Origin of the sequence: Roseibium algae (genome assembly GCF_037783265.1) — a bacterium.
GTDB lineage: Bacteria > Pseudomonadota > Alphaproteobacteria > Rhizobiales > Stappiaceae > Roseibium > Roseibium algae.
In genome coordinates, this window is the sequence record NZ_JBAKIA010000001.1 from 674,312 (window position 1) to 694,970 (window position 20,659).

Consider the following 20,659-nt stretch of genomic DNA (forward strand, 5'->3'; position numbering starts at 1 on the left):
GCTCATTTGAGGTTTCACCTTGATCGAATTGCTCACAGTCATTTCTCTGACCATTGTCGTTGCGATTGTCCCCGGGCCTGATTTCGCCGTTGTCCTGCGCAATGCCCTCGTTGGAGGGCGGAAAGCCGGCCTCATGACAGCCCTCGGCATCGCACTGGCGCTTGCAGTCCATGTCACCTACGCACTTGCAGGCATTGGCCTTCTGGTGTCTCAGTCGATATTTCTCTTCAATGCGTTGAAGCTGATTGGCGCGGCCTATCTGATCTTCCTCGGTGTCACAATGTACCGAACCGCATCTCCTGATATGCCAAGTGACGCATCCTCCAAGGTCATGTCTCCGCTCAGGGCACTTCGCTGGGGCTTTCTAACCAATGTGACCAACCCCAAGGCAACCATGTTTGCCATGAGCGTATTCCTGCAAGTCACCTCTCCTGAAACGCCCTTGTGGACCCAAATCGGCTATGGCGTGATCATGGCGTCCGGCGTCTTCCTCTGGTTTGTTGTGGTGACCTTTTTCTTCACCCTCGAGCCAGTACGTGAGAAATTCATGCGCATGAAGCTCAAGGTGGAACGCACCTTTGGTATCTTACTGACAGTCTTCGGGATCGGCATTGCCGTGACCACAAGTTCAACACGTCCTTGATGATGGGTTCAAAAACAATGGCTTTTAAAACTCTCGACGACCTCAAAGATATTTCCGGCAAGCGCGTTCTCGTACGCGTCGATCTCAACGTACCGATGGACGCCGGCAAAGTGACCGACACGACACGGATCGTACGCGTACTGCCAACAATTACCGAACTTTCGGAAAAAGGCGCAAAGGTCATTCTTCTCGCCCATTTTGGCCGTCCGAAAGGTCAGCACGTCCCAGACATGTCCCTTGAACCAGTAGCCCAGCCGCTAGCAGATCTGTTGCTTGCACCTGTCGATTTCGCAGATGACTGCATCGGCAAGGTTGCCGAAGACGCTATTGCCGAACTCTCCGACGGCGACGTTCTGCTCCTGGAAAACACGCGCTTTCACGCTGGCGAGGAAAAAAACGACCCGATCTTTTCCAAGGAACTTGCCGAACTTGGCGACATCTACGTCAATGATGCGTTTTCCGCAGCTCATCGGGCTCACGGTTCCACCGAAGGCATCGCCAAGCTGCTCCCCGCCTATGCAGGCCGGACAATGCAGGCCGAACTGGAGGCCCTTGGCTCAGCACTTGGCGAACCAAAGCGTCCCGTTCTTGCAGTCGTCGGCGGTGCAAAAGTCTCCTCCAAAATCGATCTTCTGGAAAACCTGGTCAGCAGGGTCGACATGTTGGTGATCGGTGGCGGCATGGCCAACACCTTCATGGCTGCCAACGGTATCAATGTCGGAAAGTCGCTCTGCGAACATGATCTGGCAGACACGGCCCGCAAGATCATGGCTGCTGCCGAGAAATCAGGCTGCGAGATTGTATTGCCGAGCGATGCAGTGGTTGCCCGTGAGTTCAAGGCTGGGGCCGACAATGAAACGGTCGCACTGGACGCCATTCCTGCAGACGCCATGATGCTCGACGTCGGAGTTGCTTCAATTGAAGTGGTCAAAGCGAAAATTGACGCAGCAAATACCCTCGTGTGGAACGGCCCGCTAGGTGCCTTTGAAATCGCCCCGTTCGATAAGGCGACAGTCGCCGCAGCGCGTCATGCAGCAGAGCAAACCAAGGCAGGCAAACTGAATTCAGTCGCGGGTGGAGGCGACACAGTTGCAGCCCTCAACCATGCAGGTGCAGCAGACGACTTCTCCTACGTCTCAACCGCAGGCGGCGCGTTTCTGGAATGGCTGGAAGGCAAAGATCTCCCCGGCGTCAAAGCACTAGAAGGCTGAATCCTACAACTCAAGATGTTTTCGGGCGGTTAGAATAAAACTCTAACCGCCTAGAAATTTCTCTTGCAATACTTAATTTGGCTGCCAAATTAAAAATCTTCCAAAAAACATCGAACTATTTGTATTTAAACCGATTTAGCTCGACCCTCACTGACTTCCAAATGCCGGACTATTTGCTAGAAATACATCCAATTGATGCGACGGTGGATTGAGCACAGCTCTTGAGCTGACGCCTTTTAAGCTTAATCGCTGAATAACTGGAGAATTTCATGGCACGTATTACCCTTCGCCAATTGCTCGACCACGCTTCCGAGCATGATTATGGGGTTCCTGCATTCAACATCAATAATATGGAACAGGCTCTGGCCATCATGGCTGCTGCCGACAAGACCAATGCGCCAGTTATCATCCAGGCTTCACGGGGAGCCCGTTCCTACGCACACGACATCATGCTGAAGCACATGATGGACGCTGTTTGCGAGATCTATCCGCACATTCCGGTTTGCGTTCACCTCGACCACGGCAATGAACCAGCAACCTGCATGACCGCTATGCAGGCTGGCTTTACATCCGTGATGATGGATGGATCACTGGAAGCCGATGGCAAAACACCTGGCGACTGGGACTACAACGTAGGCGTTACGAAAAAAGTAACCGAAATGGCTCACCTCGGCGGTATTTCCGTTGAAGGCGAGCTCGGCATTCTGGGATCTCTTGAAACCGGCATGGGCGACAAGGAAGACGGCCATGGCGCCGAAGGCAAACTGACAGAAGAGCAGCTGCTGACCAATCCGGATGAAGCTGTGAAGTTTGTTCAGGAAACCAAGGTGGATGCATTGGCAATTGCCATGGGGACGTCTCACGGCGCCTACAAATTCACCCGAAAGCCTGATGGTGACATCCTCGCGATGCATGTGATCGAAGAGATTCATCGCCGTCTGCCAGATACCCCGCTGGTCATGCACGGTTCGTCCACTGTGCCGCAAGACCTGCAGGACATCATCAACCAATACGGTGGTGAAATGCCTCAGACATGGGGTGTCCCGGTTGAAGAAATTCAACGCGGCATCAAGCACGGTGTGCGCAAAATCAACATCGATACGGACAACCGCATGGCCATGACAGGTCAGATCCGCAGGATTCTGACTGAAAATCCAGGCGAATTTGACCCACGCAAATATCTCAAGCCCGCACGTGATGCGATGGAGAAACTTTGCATCTACCGCCTGGAGGCCTTCAACACTGCCGGGCAGGCTTCAAAGATCGACAAAGTGGCAACGCTGGCTGAAATGGCTGACCTCTACAAGAGCGGCAGCCTGAATCCAAAGACCAACTAACCGGCGAACCAGCTACTGACTCACAGGGCAGAGCAAGGTAAGTTCAATTGCACTTTCCAGACAGAGGGGCCTTGCGTCCCTCTTTCGCCGTCTTTAGGGACAATAGCAAAGCAATACGCCCTCAAGATCCAGAAACGGAAACGCCCCGTGAACCGTCCTCGCCTCTTTCTCATTACCCCACCGACCTTCGACGCGTCGAGCCTAGCCGGACCGCTTGAGGAAGCCTTCAAAGGCGGAGATATTGCCTGTGTGCTGATTTACGCACCGGGTGCAAACTCCAGAGATTTGCAATCTGCGGCGGAAAAGCTTGTCCCGATCATTCAGGCTGGAGGTGCTGCAGCCCTGATCTACGGTGATACACAAGTCGCTGGTCGCAGTGGGGCAGACGGGGCCCATGTCGACAGCTCGCTTGAGGACATCAAGCTGGCAGTCGAAAGCCTTCAGCCTGCCAAAATTGTTGGCGGTGGCGGCACAAAGCTCAAACACGAAGATATGGAATGTGCCGAAACCGGCGTCGACTATCTCTTTATCGGCAAGCTGGATCTGGAAGAACAGGCCGAAACCCATTCCAAGACGCTGTCCAAAGCGCAATGGTGGGCCGAGCTTTTTGAAACCCCTTGCGTTGCGCTGGCTGGCAACACGATGTCCTCAATTGAAGCAGCAGCAGCTACAGGTGCAGATTTTGTGGCACTAAAAGACGCAATCTGGCAGCATGACGAAGGTACAGCCGCAGCCGTGACGGCGGCCAATGCCCTGTTGGATAAATATCCTTTCGAAGACATAGGCTAATATCATGCGATGTCGCACGACCCCAATGCGCGCCCTAACCGTCGCTTTCATCCTGTTCGCTTCAGCTGCATCAGCTCAGGTGGCACAACAGGAAACCGTTGACGGCGAGAGCGCACAGGTCGATGGCGCAACCGCACAAAGGCAGTCTTCCCTTCCAGAAATCAACCTCAAGGGCCCCACAGAAGTCCCTCCGGCGACCTTGCCGGAAGGAACAAAGCCAGACGCCGATTATATCTATGGCATTTTCCAAAGAGGCTGGTATCTGACGGCCCTCGGCCTTGCCACGCCACTTGCAGAATCAGGAGATGCAGCCGCCCAAACTTTGCTAGGCGTCTTGCATGAAACAGGCCTCGGCATTCAGCAAGACAAAACGAAAGCAGCCGAATGGTACAAGCTGGCGGCAACGGCCGGTGATCCGGGCGCAGCCATGCAGCTCGCACAGTTTTACCTTCTCGGTACGGGCGTGCCCAAAGACAAGAAAAAGGCAGCCGATCTCTTTGAAATCGCCGCCAATGATGGAAACCCCTCCGCGCTGTACAATCTCGCCCTGATTTATCAGGAAGGCGAAGGTCGCACCTACAACGAAGCAAAGGCACGCGAGCTTTTGGAACAAGCAGCGAATCGCAATGACGCGGAAGCGCAATATGCGCTTGGACTATCGTTCATCGAAGGCATCGGCGGGCTGACAGATCCAGCCAAAGGCGCATTCTGGTTGGGACGAGCTGCGCGGCGTGGACACACATCTGCGCAGATATATTACGGCATTCTGCGTTTTCAGGGAAAAGGTGTCGAGCCAAACGAAGCAGAAGCCGCGGACTGGTTTGAACGTGCGGCGACCGCCGGGAACCCGGTTGCGATGAACCGACTCGCCAGAGTTTATGCATATGGTCGGGGCCGGGAACTTGATCCGGTCGCTGCAGCAAAGTGGCACTATATTGCACGGTCTCTGGGCGTTTCCGATCTACAACTAGACGGTTTCGTCGAAAGTCTGGACGAAGAAAGTAGGCTGGAAGCACACAAGAAAGCCGAACAATTTACAGCGACTTTGATACCTCAAACGGAAGATCAAGCCCGTCACTCTCCATGATCCATTCGATCATGAACTAACCATTTTCGGCTTTTTTCCTTGAAACCATCCTGCAATTGTGTAGGACAGGCCGCACATTGGGTTCACGCCGATCCGTTGGGATTTGTCCTGCGCGTCCCGCCTCCGTTTCACAAAGTCAATTCAATCGGTCGTTCCATGAAAATCAACGGTAACGAAATTAAGCCTGGTAACGTTCTGCAGCATCAGGACACTCTCTGGGCAGTTGTCAAAACCCAGCACGTCAAACCAGGCAAGGGCGGCGCTTTCGCACAGGTCGAATTGAAAAACCTGATCGATGGCCGCAAGCTGAACGAACGCTTCCGTTCGGAAGACAAGGTTGAGCGCGTTCGTCTAGAGCAAAAAGACTTCCAGTACCTGTACACTCAGGATGACATGCTCATTTTCATGGACACCGAAACCTACGAACAGCTGGAACTCCAGTCAGATTTCGTTGGCGACCGCGCAGCCTTCCTTCAGGATGGCATGATGGTCACTGTTGAATTGCATGAAGAACGAGCCATTGGCGTCACTCTGCCTCAGTTCGTCACACTCCAGATTTCCGAAGCTGACGCAGTTGTTAAGGGGCAGACACAGTCTTCCTCTTACAAGCCAGCCATGATGGAAAATGGCGTGCGCGTAATGGTGCCTCCTTTCGTTACTGCAGGTGAAAGCATCATCGTAGACACTGGCTCTCTGGAGTATGTCCGCCGCGCGGACTGATCTCGCTTCCCCGATTTGACCCGGCGCGCCTGATGACCTCAGGCTGCGCCCAAGAACTGACGGCACACAAAATGGCCCGCACCGCAATCCTCAATGTCATGGTTCAAGCTGCAATGAAGGCCGGACGCAATCTCGTCCGGGATTTCGGAGAAGTTGAAAACCTCCAGGTATCCCGCAAAGGCCCCGGCGATTTCGTCTCCGCTGCCGACCGCATGGCGGAGGAGATCATCAGGACAGAGCTGGTGAAGGCCCGCCCTCAGTACGGCCTTGTCATGGAAGAAAGCGGCGAAGTTGAAGGAACTGACGGTCAGCATCGCTGGCACGTTGACCCCCTGGACGGAACAACCAATTTTCTTCACGGAATTCCAATCTTTGCCGTTTCGATTGCCCTTGAGCGTCAGGGGCAGATCGTTGCAGGCGTAATCTATAATCCGGTGATGGATGAGCTTTACACAGCCGAGCGTGGCCGTGGTGCCTTCCTCAACGACCGCCGCCTGCGCGTAGCTGGCAGATCTGATCTGCCAGAAATGGTATTCGGAACCGGCCTGCCGTTCATCGGTAAAGGCGATCATGGCCGGGCATTGAAAGAACTGCGCTACTTCATGCCGGAAGTTGCAGGCATCCGCCGCTACGGCGCAGCATCCCTTGATCTGGCTTGGACTGCATCCGGCAGGCTTGATGGATACTGGGAGCACAATTTGAACTCCTGGGATATCGCAGCTGGTCTGTTGATGGTCCGCGAAGCAGGCGGATATGTCACCGACACAGATGGCAAAGACAAAATGCTGGAAACCGGAAATGTCGCAGTTGGCAACGAATTTGCCCACAAGCACATTTTGCGACTCCTGAAACAGGCCAAGAGCTAAAGCGAGAGCGATTTCGATTAACATGTCAGCATTCAGGTTCACATAATGGAGCCTGGAATGCTGTCTTTATTGGTTAACTTGCGATTAACGGTTTCCAACCATCGGGAAATCACGCTATCAATTCTGCCTCGAACAATAGGCGATTGATTGGCGACTCATGGCACGTGATTACGACCCCTATAGTCTGTCCAGCCCGAAGGCATATCTCTCCTTTATGATCATCTTTCTGGTGATCGTTGCCTTCATAGCTTTCATACTCTACCGGCAAATATCAGTTGCCTTCGTCAGCAATCCCGGTCTGAACGGCCTGATCATCATGGTCGGCCTTTTTGGCACCCTTTTGCTGTTTGGACGGGTCATTCGGCTTTTCCCCGAAATCGCCTGGGTCAACAGCTTCCGAATCGGTGACCCCGGCCTGGACACCCGTTCGCCTGTACTTCTGGCACCTATGGCCACATTGCTTGGCAACAAAGTCGGAGAGATGGCTCTGACGCCATCAACTGCCCGAACGATCCTTGATTCCATTGGCATGCGGCTGGAGGAATCGCGCGAGATCTCAAGATACCTCACCGGGCTTCTTGTATTCTTGGGCCTGCTTGGAACGTTCTGGGGTCTTTTGCAGACGATTAGCTCGGTCGGCGCGACCATTCAGTCACTGGATGTCGGCTCTGGCGATTCCAACGTGATCTTTGAGGACCTCAAGGCAGGGCTGGAAGCTCCACTGTCCGGAATGGGCACTGCGTTCTCATCATCCTTGTTTGGCCTTACAGGATCCCTTGTATTAGGATTTCTCGACCTTCAGGCTGGACAAGCTCAAAACCGCTTCTACAACGAGCTGGAAGACTGGTTGTCCACCGTCACTGACATTGAACCGGAAGAAGGCCCTCCCCTGATTGCGCCTTCAAACAACAGTGACCAAATCCAGGCTTCCATTGCCCAACTGCAACAAACGATAGAAGACAGCAGCAGCAAGAACGCCTCTCAAGCCATGTCGAATCTGGCCGAAGGCATACAAGGGCTCGTCAAGCATGTCCGCTCAGAGCAGCGGATGATGCGGGACTGGGCAGAGAGCCACGGCGAGCAGCAAAAACGAATCGAGACGCTTCTTTCATCGATTTCAGCCGCTTTTGACCGGGCAAAGGACTGATCTATGGCAAGCCTGCGCGGTCGCCACCGGCCTCAAAGCACAGACTACTGGCCTGGCTTCGTGGATGCGATGGCAACGCTGCTGCTCGTGATCATTTTTCTGCTGTCGATTTTCATGCTGGCCCAGTTCTTCCTCAGCCAGCAACTGTCTGGCCGAGACAATGTTCTCAACCGGCTCAATGCCCAGATCAGTGAGCTGACAGAGTTGCTTGCTCTGGAACGTGGGAATTCCAGCGAGCTGGAGGATACAATCTCCGGGCTTCAAGCCAGCCTTGGCGAGGCCACCTCCGAGCGTGATCGCCTTTCCGGTCTACTTGATGCAAATTCAGACAGTATCGAAACCGCTGGCGGTAAAGCGACCCGGCTGGAAAACTTGCTCGACGATGAAAAGCAGGTATCCCAACGGGCTCTTGCGCAGGTCGAGCTTCTCAATCAGCAAATATCGGCACTCCGTCGCCAGATCGCCGCTGCAAATGCTGCGCTGGAAGCTTCTGAAGCCAAGGAAAGCGCAAGCCAGACCAAAATCGCGAGCCTTGGACGACGCCTGAACGCTGCACTGGTTCAAAGAGTTCAGGAACTCTCCCGCTATAGGTCTGACTTCTTCGGTAGATTGCGCGAAATTCTGTCTCAACGCTCCGATATCAGCGTCGTTGGTGATCGATTCGTTTTTCAGTCCGAGGTCCTGTTCCCATCAGGGTCCGAGGATCTGAACCCGGCCGGCACTGTCGAGCTTGATAAGCTCGCTGAGGCGATCCAGGAGCTCAGCTTGCAGATCCCCGATGAAATCAACTGGGTGCTGCGAGTGGATGGCCATACAGATGCTCGCCCACTGTCAGGAACTGGACGCTTGCGAAACAACTGGGAGCTGTCCGCAGCTCGCGCCATTTCAGTCGTGCGGTACCTGATCAGCAAGGGAGTAGATCCTAAACGCCTTGTTGCCGCAGGATTCGGCGAATTTCAGCCATTGGAAGAAGGTGACACTCCCGAAGCATTGGCACGCAATCGTCGCATTGAGCTGAAACTCACAGAACGGTAAATAAAACAGGCCTCGGCTCACTCAGCTTTCGAGCAATCACTAAAAAAAAGGGCCACCGATCTCTCGGTAGCCCTTAATTCAAAACGATGTTTCCGCGCTTAACAGAAGCTCTAAACGTCGTCTTCGTTTGTTGTGTCTTCGCTCTTCTTGAGAGAATTCAACTTGGCGAACACCGCATCGGCATCGATTTCTTCCTCGATTTCTCGCACGATCGGCTTGCTGAAAGCAGCTGCCAGAGCTTCTTCACTCGTGCTGTCTTCAACCGGCATCAACGTCTCAAGCTCGCCTTCTGGACGCGCAGGTGCATTCTTCGCAGCCTTCTCAACTTCCATATCCAGATCAAGCTGATTGCACAGGCTTAATGTCACTGGATCAGAAGGCGTGAGATTGGAAGAATTCCAATGCGTGCGATCACGAATCGCTGCGATGGTTGGCTTGGTTGTGCCCACCAGGCGAATGATTTGCGCATCTTTTAGTTCCGGGTGATTTCTCACCAGCCACAGAATGGCATTCGGTCTATCCTGACGACGAGACACAGGGGTATACCGTGGGCCTTTGCGCTTCGACTCAGGCACGATCACCTTTGAAGCGTGTAGTTTCAGAACAAAATTGGGATCTGTCTGCGCTTTTTCAAGCTCATCCCGCGCGACCTGGCCAGTCAGCACCGGATCAAGTCCCTTGATACCCTGCGCAGCTTCACCATCAGCGATAGCCTTAACTTCAAGCGGATGAAGTTTACAAAAATTTGCGATCTGCGTGAAGCTCAGCGCGGTGTTATCGACAAGCCAGACAGCAGTTGCCTTGGGCATCAGTGGCGTGTTCGCCATCGGTCAAATTCCTCTTGTCGGCTCCCTCACCCGGCAAGGTGAAAAAGCGAAATACCATTCAAGACTAATAGGAGATGAACCAACCATAATGTGTCTCGCACACAAAGGCAAATAATCCCGGAGAAATACTCCCGGAATCCTTCACTCAGCAATACTTCCGTCTACTTCACCGTCAAAACGATCTTGCCAATATGGCCGGAACTCTCCATTCGTCGATGTGCATCAGCCGCCTGGCACAAAGGAAAAGTAGAATCCATCACTGGCTTGAGCTTGCCTGTCGACAGTAATGGCCAGACTTTCTGCCTAAGCGCATCTGCAATAGCACTTTTGAAAGCATTGTCCCGTGGGCGAAGAGTAGACCCTGTATGCGTCAAGCGCTTCATCATGAGGCGAGAAAAATTCACATCCTCGGCAAAACCATTCAGGGTCGCGATCTGGCAGATACGCCCTTCGACAGCCGCGACCTTCCAATTCTTCTCGACATAATCACCACCGACCATATCGAGAATCACATGAATGCCCTCCTTGCCGGTTGCAACCAGGAAAGCCTCGACGAAATCGGTCTTGTTATAGTTGACAGCATGATCAGCCCCAAGTGCGTTCACTGCTGCAAGTTTCTCATCAGATCCGACGGTTGTGAACACCTCCGCACCAAATGCTTTTGCCAACTGAATGGCAGTCGTTCCAATTCCCGACGTGCCGCCATGAACAAGGAACCGCTCTCCTGCGGTCAGTCCGACCCGGTCAAAGACATTGCTCCAGACCGTAAAGAAAGTCTCAGGCAAGGCTGCGGCTTCAATCATGGAGAGACCATCTGGTATCGGCAGGGCATGGCCCTGTTCCACCTTGCAGTATTCCGCGTAGCCACCTCCAGGAGCCAAAGCAGTCACTTTGTCTCCAACAGCATGCATGCTTGCATCCGTGCCCTTGGACACCACCGTGCCACTGACCTCAAGTCCTGGTAAATCAGATGCGCCCTTGGGCGCCGGATAGGCTCCCATGCGCTGCAGCACGTCAGGGCGGTTCACACCAGCTGCTTCAACCTTGATCAGAATTTCACTGCCAAGTGGCACCGGAACATAGCGTTGCTCTGCCGAAAGCACATCCGGCCCGCCTGGCGCAGAAATCGCAATCGCAGTCATCTTCTCGGGCAAGTCGGACATCCGCTGTATCTCCTGTCAGGCAAGGCTCTGGTTTCGGACCTATAAAATGTTGCCACTGTCACTCTGGTTTAGCTCGACAAGCGACGGCTGACAATTCCGAGATGAAGCGTTAGCCTTCACAGACCAGAGGCAAATAAGCTCCGAAACCAAGCGAGCAATATAGAGAGGCTGCCGGGCTATGGATGATGATTTTTCTGAGCGCGTACGTGTCGATGTCAAAACCGTTGTAGTCGGGGAAAATCTCAGCTCCATGTCCGAGAAAGACCTCTTGGAACGGGTTGAAGCATTAGAGATTGAAATCCAGCACACCAAGCATGAAATTTCTCTTCGCAGCAATACGCGTAGGAAAGCAGAGCAATTATTCAAATAACGACTAGTTAAAAACAACAATAACATGCCAAAATAAAACAAAATGCCTCAATTTGGATCAGATATATTTCTCAATTGTAGCCATTTATGATTAATTAACCAAAATAGGCGACGTTCATGGACATCCAGTCATCTGGATATTGAGTGGGTTTTATCCACTCTGTTTGACGCCTCCCTGTTAATTACTTCGAGCCACGGTCTCCGTGGCTCTTTTTTTTACCTAGGCATAGGGTTATTATGCCTTCACTCGTTATCAAACGACATCGCGCAAGCACTTGGCACGCTGATTGCAAAACATTTATCAAGGCGCTGCATAGTCCCGCGCTGGCACAACACTCGCACTGATATGTCCCATGTCGGTGCGCATTGCCAGAAATGGAACACTGCGGCAATCGAACGACAGGCAGCAAGAGGCGTATCGAACCAATGACGGATGAAACAACCAACCGGAACGGCACGCCTGAAACGGTACATTTCGCACCAAGACTCGCAACGTCCGATACATTTCAGAGCCTGTTTCAGGAAGGAATGGCACTGGTAGAGGAAACTGCGGTTTACCTCGATGGCAGTGGACGATCCGAATCCAAATCCCTTGAGCGTCCCGCATCTCTCGCCTATGCGACAGAATCCATGCGCTTGACCACTCGGCTGATGCAGCTCGCCTCCTGGCTTCTGCTCCAACGCGCCGTCAACGAAGGTGAAATGTCTACCGAGCAAGCAGGCACCGAGAAGAACAAGGTACGCCTCGATAAATTGAGCAGCGCAACCGGTGGCCCCTCTTGGGAAGAACTTCCTGATAGCTTGAAAGAGCTGATCAATCGCTCAATTCGGCTGCAGGAACGCGTCGTCCACCTGGACCAGATGCTTTATGATAACGCGGAAGCCCTGACAGACAGCAACGACAACCCTGTCGCGGCCCAACTCAACCAGCTTCACGCAGCCTTCGGTGCCGCAGGTTAAAAACCAGCCTGCTCAGAATTGATGAGATTGATCAAAGGTCGGCATTTTGCCGACTTTTTTCGTTTCCGGATTTGGAACAAGCCGGCCACGGCACGAACAAAAAAACCCGGCCGAAGCCGGGTCTTGAATGCAAGTCTGGAATTCGAGGTTTATTAAGAGCCCAGGAAACCAGCAAACTTGTTCTTGAAGCGAGACACGCGTCCGCCGCGATCCATCAACTGACGGTCTCCACCGGTCCAAGCCGGGTGAGACAACGGGTCGATGTCGAGTGTCAGAGTATCGCCTTCCGCGCCATATGTGGAGCGAGTGTTGAATTCTGTACCATCGGTCATGACAACCTTGATGGTGTGGTAATCGGGATGAATATCCGCTTTCATGGCCGGTCCTTTCCTGCACCCTGATCGTCCTCGACACGCGATTCTTCTTCAGGGATGCACATAAAGCAAAGGGCCACCGATCCACTACCGGAAGCAGCCCAGGAAACATGGAAACGGGCTATACCCCATGAATTCAAAGGAGACAAGGGGGCTAAGCGATTCCAGCGCGGCAAATTACCTCTTGGTTTTCCTCCGGCGATCACCCAAATCTAGGCCGTGAACCAACAAACCAGATCATAATCGAATATTGGAACCCAAGCATTGGCAAAAGCCGAGACGGACAAACAGCAAGATACAGCCGCCAGCAACAAGTCTTTGCGACCACTTTCGAGGCTGATCCCGTATCTCAGCCGCTATAAGGGTATGGTCTCCGGCGCGCTGATGGCCCTAGTGTCCGCTGCGGTCTTCACACTTGTTCTGCCAACGGCTGTCCGGCAAATGATTGACCGGGGATTTGGCGGCGACAATCCCGAAGTGATTAACAGCTATTTCGGACTTTTGTTGGGAGTGGTTGCCGCCCTGTCTCTGGCCAGCGCCATTCGGTATTATCTGGTCATGTGGATAGGGGAACGCGTCGTTGCCAACGTGCGCAGCGATGTCTTCAGCCACATGACGGAACTTAGCCCCGCATTCTATGACAAATCCCGGTCTGGCGAAATCTTGTCCCGGCTGACGGCTGATACCACTCAGATCAAGTCTGCATTTGGAGCAACCGCCTCACTTGCCATGCGCAATCTGGTGCTCTTTATCGGCGCTGTGATCATGATGCTTGTGACCAGCCCTCACTTGTCGATCATCGTTCTGGCCGCGATCCCTCTGATCCTGCTTCCATTGATCCTCTTTGGCCGCAATGTGCGCCAACGCTCACGCACATCTCAGGACACCCTTGCGAATGCTGCCGCCTATGCTGGGGAAATGCTCTCCAACATCCGCAGCTTGCAGTCATTTGTCCATGAACGGGAAGCCTCAAAGCGTTTTGCCAGCGCAGCCGAAGGCGCTTTTCAAGCTGCACGCAAAGCCACCGGCGCGCGTGCCATCCTGACCTTCTTCGCCATATTCATCATCGGCTCAAGCGTGGTCGCAGTGCTGTGGATCGGTTCAAACAACGTGCTCTCAGGAACAATGACCGGCGGAGAGCTGAGCCAGTTCCTGCTCTACTCCATCTTGGCGGCAAGTTCTCTGGCAGGCCTGTCGGAAGTATGGGGTGAGCTATCCCTTGCAGCGGGAGCTGCTGAGAGGCTTAGTGAGCTACTTGAGGTCAAGCCACAAATCGCAGCGCCAATCGCCCCTATGACGATCCCTGAGCTCAGAAACGTGCATTTAAGTTTCCAAGACACTTCATTCAGCTACGAAACAGCTGACGACAAACCTGTCCTGCACGAAATATCGCTGACAATCCAAGGCGGCGAGACAATTGCAATAGTCGGTCCATCTGGTGCCGGGAAATCTACCCTCTTTCACCTGCTGATGAGATTTTACGATCCCACCACCGGCAGAATCAGCATGAATGATGTGAAGTTGAAAGACGTGGATCCCAAAGACCTGCGTCAACGCATAGCGCTGGTACCTCAGGACGCTGCCATTTTCGCAGCCACCATTGCCGACAACATCGCCTACGGAAAACCAGGTGCTTCCGCCGCAGAAATCGAAGCAGCAGCAAGAGCAGCTTCAGCTCATGACTTCATTACGGCAATGACTGACGGTTATCAGACTATGGCTGGCGAGCGCGGCGTAACATTATCCGGCGGTCAAAAGCAGCGCATCGCCATCGCGCGCGCAATCTTGAAAGATGCACCTGTCCTCTTGCTGGACGAGGCCACAAGTGCTCTGGACGCGGAGAGCGAACATTTGGTGCAAAGTGCTTTGGATCAGCTGATGCAAGGTCGAACCACACTCGTCATCGCCCACCGCCTGGCAACCGTGTTGAAGGCGGACCGTATTGTTGTCATGGAGGCTGGCCGGATCGTCGATATCGGGACACATTCCGAGCTCGTGGCGCGCAAGGGCCTTTATGCAAAACTGGCCCAACTGCAATTTGATGCAGGGGCCAGCACGCAACGTCAAACCGCCAGTTAGGCTGGCGTCGAATATCGATCAGTCAGCGTCCGGAACGGCGACTGTATAATTCAGCGGCAAACGGCCGCCGTCAGCATAGATCGTCTGGCCGGTGACATAGCTTGCATCAGGCGATGCAAGAAAAGCCGCAACGCCTGCGATTTCTGACGGCTCACCAACGCGCTCCATCGGAGTGCGAGACAAAATGCGATTGCGTGCTGCTGGGTCGTTGTTCACCGATGCAAGCATGTCAGTCATGATAGAACCCGGACCAATTGCATTGACCCGAATTCCGTGAGGCGCAAGCGCCAGAGCTGTCGTCTTGGTAAGCTGAGACATGCCCCCCTTGGACACGCAATATGGAATTTGATTCGGAATCGCCAATACCGCGTTGATCGACGACATGTTGATGATCGTCCCTGGCTCACCACCATTTTGAACTTTCTCGACCATATGCCGCGCAACGGCCTGACTGCAAAGAAACGTACCCTTGAGATTGATCGAAAGAACACGATCAAAGTCGTCTTCCTCAAGCTCCAGGAAATCCGCGCCAACAACAATGCCAGCGTTGTTCACCAGAACATCGACATCGCCATAGGCATTCAGCGTCTCGGCAACGAGATTACGGACGTCGAGCCGCTCAGCAACATTGCAATGCACATAAGTCACTTCACCGATTTTCTTCAGATCGTCGACCGCCGACTGACCAGCCTCATCATCGACATCGGCAATAACAACCTTCGCTCCGTCCATGACGAAACGCTTTGCGACAGCGTAACCGATACCACGGGCAGCACCGGTGATAATGGCAACCTTATTCTCAAGGGACACAGAAAACCTCTTGGCCTGTACAGATGAAGAGTCCGCAGAAGCGGAAAGGTTAATCATAAAAGGATGTCACCCAGCTGTCGATTGGTTTTCGTGCTCACACAGGCTTACCAACTCTGAGAGAGCCCCATAACCGTTACACGCCGCAAGAGACTAAAAGATTAGACACGACCCGCCCCTAGGCAACCAATCAACAGCTCACCACCTTGACCACGGCCTGCGAACCGCCCTTTACCTGCGCAAGCCATCGTGTTTGATTGTCACCTCTTACGATCTTAGTGCGCCACCAAAGCAGCTTTCATGCACCCTATTTCTGATCCGATTTTCTATGCCGCCGCCATTCCCGCCGTTCTTCTCGCAGGCCTCTCCAAGGGGGGCTTTGGTGGATCAATGGCCATGCTGGCAGTTCCCCTGCTCGCGCTGGTGATTTCTCCGATCCAGGCTGCCGGCATCATGCTGCCAATTCTCGTCGTGATGGATATGGTTGGCTTACTGGCCTACAAAGGTCATGCGGATCGGCGAAGCCTGATCATTCTGCTTCCAGCAGCCATCGCAGGCATCGGCGTGGGATGGGCAACGGCAACTTACGTCAATGAGGCATTCGTCCGCCTCTTGGTCGGCGTCATTTCTTTGATTTTCGTCGCAGACTACCTATTGAAGCGGCAGCGAAGGCAAGAGCCCCAGAAACACAACAATGCCAAAGGATACTTTTGGGGGCTGATCGCTGGCTTCACGAGTTTCGTGAGTCACACAGGTGGGCCACCTTTTCAACTATACATGTTACCGCTGCGGCTTGCTCCAACGCTGTTTGCTGGAACTGCGGTGATTTTCTTCAGCGTCGTCAATGCGGTGAAGCTGGTGCCATATTTCCTGCTGGGCCAATTCGACCCGGTCAATCTGGCGACGTCTGCCGTGCTGTTGCCACTCGCCCCCATTGCGACCCTTGCAGGCGTGAAATTGGTCAAAGTCGTCAACCAAAAAGCCTTCTACGGCGTTGTCTATGTCATGATGACAGTGATTGGAGCCAAACTCGCATGGGATGGCGTATTCGAAATGTTTTAGGTGAACTTTAGAAAGCCGACCTTGCAGGCTTTTCAGGCAACAAACCCTGAACAAATAACGTCACATATAAAAAACGCCGCAGTCCAAACTGCGGCGTATTTGATCTTAAACTCAGGTTTTAGATAAGTCGTGCGCCCCGTAAATCTGGCGTCAGTGAAGCGTCTCATCGCTTCGTATTCGCTCAATCTTATCCTTAAGCTTAAGTTTTTTTCGTTTCATGTCTGACAATTCCAGGGAATCCGTACTCGGTTGAAGGAGTGCGTATTCGATCTTGCGTTCCAGGGCTGCGTGACGGCGCTCAAGTTCTGCGAGATGCGATTGCATGGACATGTATTGGCCTCCTGTCAGTTGGGTCAAACAAGTTGAGCCTGCCACAGGTCGACAGAGTTTGTCGAACCCTGTTTACGTAACGAGAGCAATATTTTGCCGACTTAGCCATATTTTCCAAAAACAGCCTTTAAAAAGACTAAAGTTAAGCCCTGTCATCCTGCACTTAACTGAAAGTTAGAGCTGCTTCAGCATCTTATGGAATTGCAAGCTGAACCGCTCTGTGGCATGGATTACAGCAGTTCAATTTTGTCAGCGGGCGCCTGCTTGTGGATGAGTGTGAAGAAGCCTGTATGACCACAGGCAGACTATCAGCGAAGAGGCGTTCGGGTAAATAGATGGCTGAAGCGGAAGATAAAGCCCTACGTGTGGAACTCGCCCAACTGAGGCAAGAACACCGGGATCTCGACGCAGCCGTTGAGGCTCTTTCCATTTCCGGAAACTCCGATGCGCTTCAACTGCAGCGTCTTAAAAAGAAAAAACTCATCATCAAAGACCGGATCGCAATTCTGGACGACCAGTTGTTTCCTGATATCATCGCCTGATCACCTTTTTCTCGTGCCAATCGGACAGTTTAAAACAGGCCTTGCATAGGTCTGCGCCGTGCCTATACTCCCCGCCTTTCTGAGGGATAGTCTGAGATCCGGGATCGCATCGTGTCAAAATTTGAAGTCGCCATCATTATGGGCAGCCAGTCAGACTGGCCAACCATGAAAAATGCAGCAGAAGTCCTCGATGAGCTCGGCATTTCCTACGAGGCGCGCATAGTTTCAGCTCACCGCACACCCGACCGCATGTATGACTTTGCAAAGACTGCAAAAGCCGAAGGGTTCAAAATCATTATTGCAGGAGCTGGCGGCGCGGCACACTTACCCGGCATGACGGCTGCCCTGACCCCCCTGCCCGTTTTCGGTGTTCCCATTGAAAGCAAAGCCCTGTCCGGCGAAGACAGCCTTCTTTCCATCGTTCAAATGCCGGGTGGTATTCCCGTGGGTACCCTTGCCATCGGCAAAGCCGGTGCAACAAACGCCGCCCTTCTGGCCGCCGCTGTTCTGGCTTTGATGAACCCGAAAATTGAGGCCGCACTGGACACGTTCCGAGCCTCTCGCACAGCTGCCGTGACTGAGCATCCAATCGACAATTGATCCACTTCGGTGCCACGCAGGTCTGAAATAAGGAAATATCCATGAGCAACGACACCCGACTCATTCCTGGCAATACCGTCGGGATCCTTGGAGGAGGTCAGCTCGCACGGATGTTGTCCCTGTCTGCCGCAAGTCTTGGGCTCAAGACGCATATATTTTGCCCGGATCAAAACAGTCCGGCTTTTGATGTCGCAACGACTTATACGATCGCACCTTATGATGACCTGGCAGCTCTCGACGTATTCGCTGCTGCCTGCTCTGTCGTCACATATGAATTTGAAAATGTCCCAGGTCACACAGCCTCTCACCTTGCAGCTAAAATTCCTGTGCGTCCGGGCGTTAGGGCATTGGAAGTCTCACAAGACCGCTACAATGAAAAAGAGTTCCTTCGCTCAGCCGGTGTGGCCATCGCAGATTATGCAACGGTGGACAGCGATGACGACCTGACCGCCGCACTGGAGCGTTTTGATGGCATCGGCGTCCTGAAGACGCGGCGCTTCGGCTATGATGGCAAAGGCCAGGTGATGATCCGCTCAGCTGCAGATGCAAAAGACGCTTTCGACAAGATCAGAAAAGTGCCGGCTGTGCTTGAAAAGCTGATCCCGTTCGACCGTGAGGTCTCAGTGATTGTAGCGCGTGATCTGGATGGCACATGCGTTGCCTATGACATCGCCGAAAACCATCACGAACATCACATTCTGAAAACCTCAACCATCCCAGCGCATGTCTCAACGCAGACCGCCAAGACGGCACGAGATATGGCAATGCGCATTGCCTCAAGCCTGGACTATGTTGGCGTCATGGGCGTTGAAATGTTCCTGAGCGGCAGCGGAGAAATCGAAGACATTCTGGTCAACGAAATCGCTCCGCGCGTTCATAATTCAGGTCACTGGACAGAAGATGCCTGCCTGACATCCCAGTTTGAGCAACACATGCGGGCCGTCGCTGGCTGGCAACTTGGTTCCGGTGAGCGTCATTCAAACGTTGTGATGGAAAACCTGATCGGCAGAGACTGTGAACGCTGGCCCCAAATCATGGCAGATCCATCAGCTCGCCTTCATCTCTATGGTAAAGAAGAAACACGCCCCGGCCGAAAAATGGGCCACGTGAACCGGATCAAACCCAAAACCTGCTAGAGTCTCCTCATTATGGGGGGAGTATAACAGCAATTCGAGGGTGTTTTCTCGTCCTGCAGAGATTGAGCAGATTTGATTTCATCATGAGACAGTACCTTCGCCTGGGCCGCTTTTCGGTCCAGGCAAACAGAATTTACCTTAGCTGATCAGTTTGAGCTTATCGCGACGATAAAACCGGATATTAGTCAAGATTCCGACAAACGCCAGCCCGCCTGCAAGGCCGCTCCAGATACCAACTCCACCCCAACCAGCACCAAAGCCAAGCCCCAGAGACAGGCTAAAACCAATAGCCCAATATCCGATAATCGCGTAGATCAGCGGAATGGTTGTGTCCCCAAGGCCCCGGAGATTGTTGGTCCCGATAATCTGCGCACCATCAACAATCTGGAAAATCGCAGCAACAGCCAGAAAAGACGTCGCAAGATAAAGGACCTCTACCGAGGCAGGGTTATCTAGATCCAGATAGAGTGACACCAAAGCGCCTGGTGCGACCCAAAAAACAATCGCAAAACAAGCCATGAAGGAAACGGTGATCACCAGAGCCACCCATCCGGCACGACCGGCCGCTTCAGTATCGCCTTTCCCAGCTGCATATCCAACACGGCTCAAGGCTGCCTGACTCAAGCCGACAGGCACCATGAATGTTATGGAGGCGATCTGCAGGGAAATTCCATGAGCCGCCAGCGGAACAGTCCCAAGCCAACCCATTAGAACTGAAGACGCAGCAAACAGCCCGCCCTCCGCGATTAAAGTAATGCCAATTGGGAAACCAAGCCGCAGGATCTTGAAGAAAACGCTCCAATCAGTGCGCCATATGCGACCGAGGATGGCATACCGTTTCAAGGCGCGTTGTCGACTCGTATATAGAAGCAAGATGCCAAAAGTAACTGCTGACGTGAAGACAGAAGCGATGCCCGCACCAAATAGCTCTAGCCGTGGAAATCCGAATTCACCAAAGATCAGCAGGTAATCAAGCCCGATATTGACGACGACCCCGGCAAGCGTCGCGTAGAGAACAATCTGCGCTCGTCCCATCACGGTTAAAAAACCGCGCACAGCCATGATTCCCAATGCAGGTAACAAAGACCACTGCAATGCATCCATATAGCCGCCCGCCAAAGCAGCAAGCGTTGGGTCTTGACCAAGAGCGATCAGAATTTCTTCGGTAAAGAAAGTAAGGCACCAAGCGGGCAGGCAATATAAAACAGCAATCCAAAGACCCATGCGAACCGTTCGCCTGAGGTCGCGTGCAGCACGACGCCCGAGAGCTTGCGCACCAAGCGGAATAACCGCCTGTATAATGCCCATTCCAAAGAACCAGAGCAGCATCCACATGTTAAAGGCAAGCACAGAGGCTGCGAGTTCCTCGGCGCCCAGCCTGCCAATCATGAGAACATCTGTCGTATTGATGCCCATTTGTGCAATCTGCGCCAAAGCCAAAGGCATGCCAAGCGACAAAGTTGGCCTGATATCGCTGCGCCAGAGTTGCGCAATACGCAATCCATACTGTCTCGATTGACCAATAGGTGCCAAGGCAGCCTCCAGCGATGAGTGAGAAAATTCGGCAGGCCAGAA

The 20,659-nt window shown here is 53.2% G+C and carries 22 protein-coding genes; 16 read left to right on the plus strand and 6 right to left on the minus strand.

Features of this window, described 5'->3' with window-relative positions:
* Positions 1-19: 19 nt before the first annotated feature.
* From V6575_RS03075 to V6575_RS03115, 9 genes are all read left to right on the plus strand, one after another.
* Positions 20-643, plus strand: a complete 624-nt coding sequence (locus V6575_RS03075; protein ID WP_340272564.1) for a LysE family transporter — start codon at positions 20-22, stop codon at positions 641-643.
* A gap of 17 nt (positions 644-660) precedes the next feature.
* Positions 661-1,854: a phosphoglycerate kinase gene (locus V6575_RS03080; protein WP_340272565.1), complete on the plus strand. Its 1,194-nt coding sequence runs from the start codon at positions 661-663 to the stop codon at positions 1,852-1,854.
* Between the two features lie 269 nt (positions 1,855-2,123).
* Positions 2,124-3,191 carry a class II fructose-bisphosphate aldolase gene (gene fba / locus V6575_RS03085; RefSeq protein ID WP_340272566.1) on the plus strand — a complete coding sequence of 356 codons (1,068 nt, stop codon included), beginning with the start codon at positions 2,124-2,126 and terminating at the stop codon, positions 3,189-3,191.
* Positions 3,192-3,317: 126 nt separating this feature from the next.
* Positions 3,318-3,980, plus strand: a complete 663-nt coding sequence (locus V6575_RS03090) for a thiamine phosphate synthase (protein WP_340272721.1) — start codon at positions 3,318-3,320, stop codon at positions 3,978-3,980.
* A gap of 4 nt (positions 3,981-3,984) precedes the next feature.
* Positions 3,985-5,067 (plus strand): tetratricopeptide repeat protein, encoded by a 1,083-nt coding sequence (locus V6575_RS03095; protein WP_340272567.1) that lies wholly within the window; start codon positions 3,985-3,987, stop codon positions 5,065-5,067.
* Positions 5,068-5,223: 156 nt separating this feature from the next.
* Complete coding sequence (gene efp, locus V6575_RS03100; protein WP_340272568.1) at positions 5,224-5,787, plus strand: elongation factor P; 564 nt, start codon at positions 5,224-5,226, stop codon at positions 5,785-5,787.
* Between the two features lie 71 nt (positions 5,788-5,858).
* On the plus strand, positions 5,859-6,653 hold the full coding sequence (locus tag V6575_RS03105) for an inositol monophosphatase family protein (protein ID WP_340272570.1): 795 nt from the start codon (positions 5,859-5,861) through the stop codon (positions 6,651-6,653).
* A 157-nt stretch (positions 6,654-6,810) separates the two neighbouring features.
* The gene (locus tag V6575_RS03110) at positions 6,811-7,800 is read left to right on the plus strand and encodes a flagellar motor protein MotA (protein WP_340272571.1); all 990 of its coding nucleotides are present in this window, start codon (positions 6,811-6,813) and stop codon (positions 7,798-7,800) included.
* 3 nt (positions 7,801-7,803) lie between these two features.
* Positions 7,804-8,835 (plus strand): peptidoglycan -binding protein, encoded by a 1,032-nt coding sequence (locus V6575_RS03115; RefSeq protein WP_340272572.1) that lies wholly within the window; start codon positions 7,804-7,806, stop codon positions 8,833-8,835.
* Between the two features lie 110 nt (positions 8,836-8,945).
* Here V6575_RS03115 and V6575_RS03120 read toward each other — a convergent pair whose 3' ends face one another.
* Positions 8,946-9,662: a DUF1013 domain-containing protein gene (locus tag V6575_RS03120; RefSeq protein WP_340272573.1), complete on the minus strand. Its 717-nt coding sequence runs from the start codon at positions 9,660-9,662 to the stop codon at positions 8,946-8,948.
* Positions 9,663-9,823: 161 nt separating this feature from the next.
* Complete coding sequence (locus tag V6575_RS03125) at positions 9,824-10,825, minus strand: NAD(P)H-quinone oxidoreductase (RefSeq protein WP_340272575.1); 1,002 nt, start codon at positions 10,823-10,825, stop codon at positions 9,824-9,826.
* Positions 10,826-11,003: 178 nt separating this feature from the next.
* Between V6575_RS03125 and V6575_RS03130 the strand changes: the two genes are divergently transcribed.
* Together V6575_RS03130 and rcdA are read left to right on the plus strand one after the other, a co-directional pair.
* Positions 11,004-11,195: a DUF1192 family protein gene (locus V6575_RS03130; RefSeq protein ID WP_340272577.1), complete on the plus strand. Its 192-nt coding sequence runs from the start codon at positions 11,004-11,006 to the stop codon at positions 11,193-11,195.
* Between the two features lie 425 nt (positions 11,196-11,620).
* Positions 11,621-12,154, plus strand: coding sequence for a protease adaptor protein RcdA (gene rcdA, locus V6575_RS03135; protein ID WP_340272579.1), 534 nt, complete (start codon positions 11,621-11,623; stop codon positions 12,152-12,154).
* Positions 12,155-12,306: 152 nt separating this feature from the next.
* Here rcdA and rpmE read toward each other — a convergent pair whose 3' ends face one another.
* Complete coding sequence (gene rpmE / locus V6575_RS03140) at positions 12,307-12,531, minus strand: 50S ribosomal protein L31 (RefSeq protein ID WP_340272580.1); 225 nt, start codon at positions 12,529-12,531, stop codon at positions 12,307-12,309.
* 261 nt (positions 12,532-12,792) lie between these two features.
* Here rpmE and V6575_RS03145 point away from each other — a divergent pair, with 261 nt between their 5' ends.
* Positions 12,793-14,607, plus strand: coding sequence for an ABC transporter transmembrane domain-containing protein (locus tag V6575_RS03145; RefSeq protein ID WP_340272581.1), 1,815 nt, complete (start codon positions 12,793-12,795; stop codon positions 14,605-14,607).
* Positions 14,608-14,625: 18 nt separating this feature from the next.
* On the opposite strand, the gene V6575_RS03150 is transcribed toward V6575_RS03145, so the two are convergent.
* The gene (locus V6575_RS03150) at positions 14,626-15,417 is read right to left on the minus strand and encodes an SDR family NAD(P)-dependent oxidoreductase (RefSeq protein ID WP_340272582.1); all 792 of its coding nucleotides are present in this window, start codon (positions 15,415-15,417) and stop codon (positions 14,626-14,628) included.
* A 297-nt stretch (positions 15,418-15,714) separates the two neighbouring features.
* On the opposite strand from V6575_RS03150, the gene V6575_RS03155 reads away from it, so the two are divergent.
* Positions 15,715-16,476 (plus strand): sulfite exporter TauE/SafE family protein, encoded by a 762-nt coding sequence (locus tag V6575_RS03155; RefSeq protein ID WP_340272583.1) that lies wholly within the window; start codon positions 15,715-15,717, stop codon positions 16,474-16,476.
* 150 nt (positions 16,477-16,626) lie between these two features.
* Here V6575_RS03155 and V6575_RS03160 read toward each other — a convergent pair whose 3' ends face one another.
* On the minus strand, positions 16,627-16,806 hold the full coding sequence (locus V6575_RS03160; protein WP_340272584.1) for a YdcH family protein: 180 nt from the start codon (positions 16,804-16,806) through the stop codon (positions 16,627-16,629).
* 335 nt (positions 16,807-17,141) lie between these two features.
* Between V6575_RS03160 and V6575_RS03165 the strand changes: the two genes are divergently transcribed.
* The 3 genes from V6575_RS03165 to V6575_RS03175 all read left to right on the plus strand — a co-directional run bounded on the left by V6575_RS03165 (position 17,142) and on the right by V6575_RS03175 (position 19,084).
* The gene (locus V6575_RS03165) at positions 17,142-17,348 is read left to right on the plus strand and encodes a YdcH family protein (protein ID WP_340272585.1); all 207 of its coding nucleotides are present in this window, start codon (positions 17,142-17,144) and stop codon (positions 17,346-17,348) included.
* 111 nt (positions 17,349-17,459) lie between these two features.
* Positions 17,460-17,948 (plus strand): 5-(carboxyamino)imidazole ribonucleotide mutase, encoded by a 489-nt coding sequence (purE, locus tag V6575_RS03170; RefSeq protein ID WP_340272586.1) that lies wholly within the window; start codon positions 17,460-17,462, stop codon positions 17,946-17,948.
* 41 nt (positions 17,949-17,989) lie between these two features.
* Complete coding sequence (locus V6575_RS03175) at positions 17,990-19,084, plus strand: 5-(carboxyamino)imidazole ribonucleotide synthase (RefSeq protein WP_340272587.1); 1,095 nt, start codon at positions 17,990-17,992, stop codon at positions 19,082-19,084.
* Positions 19,085-19,222: 138 nt separating this feature from the next.
* Here V6575_RS03175 and V6575_RS03180 read toward each other — a convergent pair whose 3' ends face one another.
* Positions 19,223-20,617: an MATE family efflux transporter gene (locus tag V6575_RS03180; RefSeq protein ID WP_340272588.1), complete on the minus strand. Its 1,395-nt coding sequence runs from the start codon at positions 20,615-20,617 to the stop codon at positions 19,223-19,225.
* Between the last annotated feature and the right edge of the window lie 42 nt (positions 20,618-20,659).

Excerpts from the sequence above, each read along its gene's own strand:
- rpmE (WP_340272580.1), bottom strand. The coding sequence starts at position 12,531 with ATGAAAGCGGATATTCATCCCGATTACCACACCATCAAGGTTGTCATG.
- V6575_RS03110 (WP_340272571.1), top strand. The coding sequence starts at position 6,811 with ATGGCACGTGATTACGACCCCTATAGTCTGTCCAGCCCGAAGGCATAT.
- V6575_RS03105 (WP_340272570.1), top strand. The coding sequence starts at position 5,859 with ATGGCCCGCACCGCAATCCTCAATGTCATGGTTCAAGCTGCAATGAAG.
- rcdA (WP_340272579.1), top strand. The coding sequence starts at position 11,621 with ATGACGGATGAAACAACCAACCGGAACGGCACGCCTGAAACGGTACAT.
- efp (WP_340272568.1), top strand. The coding sequence starts at position 5,224 with ATGAAAATCAACGGTAACGAAATTAAGCCTGGTAACGTTCTGCAGCAT.
- V6575_RS03115 (WP_340272572.1), top strand. The coding sequence starts at position 7,804 with ATGGCAAGCCTGCGCGGTCGCCACCGGCCTCAAAGCACAGACTACTGG.
- V6575_RS03165 (WP_340272585.1), top strand. The coding sequence starts at position 17,142 with ATGGCTGAAGCGGAAGATAAAGCCCTACGTGTGGAACTCGCCCAACTG.
- V6575_RS03160 (WP_340272584.1), bottom strand. The coding sequence starts at position 16,806 with ATGTCCATGCAATCGCATCTCGCAGAACTTGAGCGCCGTCACGCAGCC.
- V6575_RS03130 (WP_340272577.1), top strand. The coding sequence starts at position 11,004 with ATGGATGATGATTTTTCTGAGCGCGTACGTGTCGATGTCAAAACCGTT.
- V6575_RS03120 (WP_340272573.1), bottom strand. The coding sequence starts at position 9,662 with ATGGCGAACACGCCACTGATGCCCAAGGCAACTGCTGTCTGGCTTGTC.
- fba (WP_340272566.1), top strand. The coding sequence starts at position 2,124 with ATGGCACGTATTACCCTTCGCCAATTGCTCGACCACGCTTCCGAGCAT.
- V6575_RS03080 (WP_340272565.1), top strand. The coding sequence starts at position 661 with ATGGCTTTTAAAACTCTCGACGACCTCAAAGATATTTCCGGCAAGCGC.
- V6575_RS03175 (WP_340272587.1), top strand. The coding sequence starts at position 17,990 with ATGAGCAACGACACCCGACTCATTCCTGGCAATACCGTCGGGATCCTT.
- V6575_RS03095 (WP_340272567.1), top strand. The coding sequence starts at position 3,985 with ATGCGATGTCGCACGACCCCAATGCGCGCCCTAACCGTCGCTTTCATC.
- V6575_RS03155 (WP_340272583.1), top strand. The coding sequence starts at position 15,715 with ATGCACCCTATTTCTGATCCGATTTTCTATGCCGCCGCCATTCCCGCC.
- V6575_RS03125 (WP_340272575.1), bottom strand. The coding sequence starts at position 10,825 with ATGTCCGACTTGCCCGAGAAGATGACTGCGATTGCGATTTCTGCGCCA.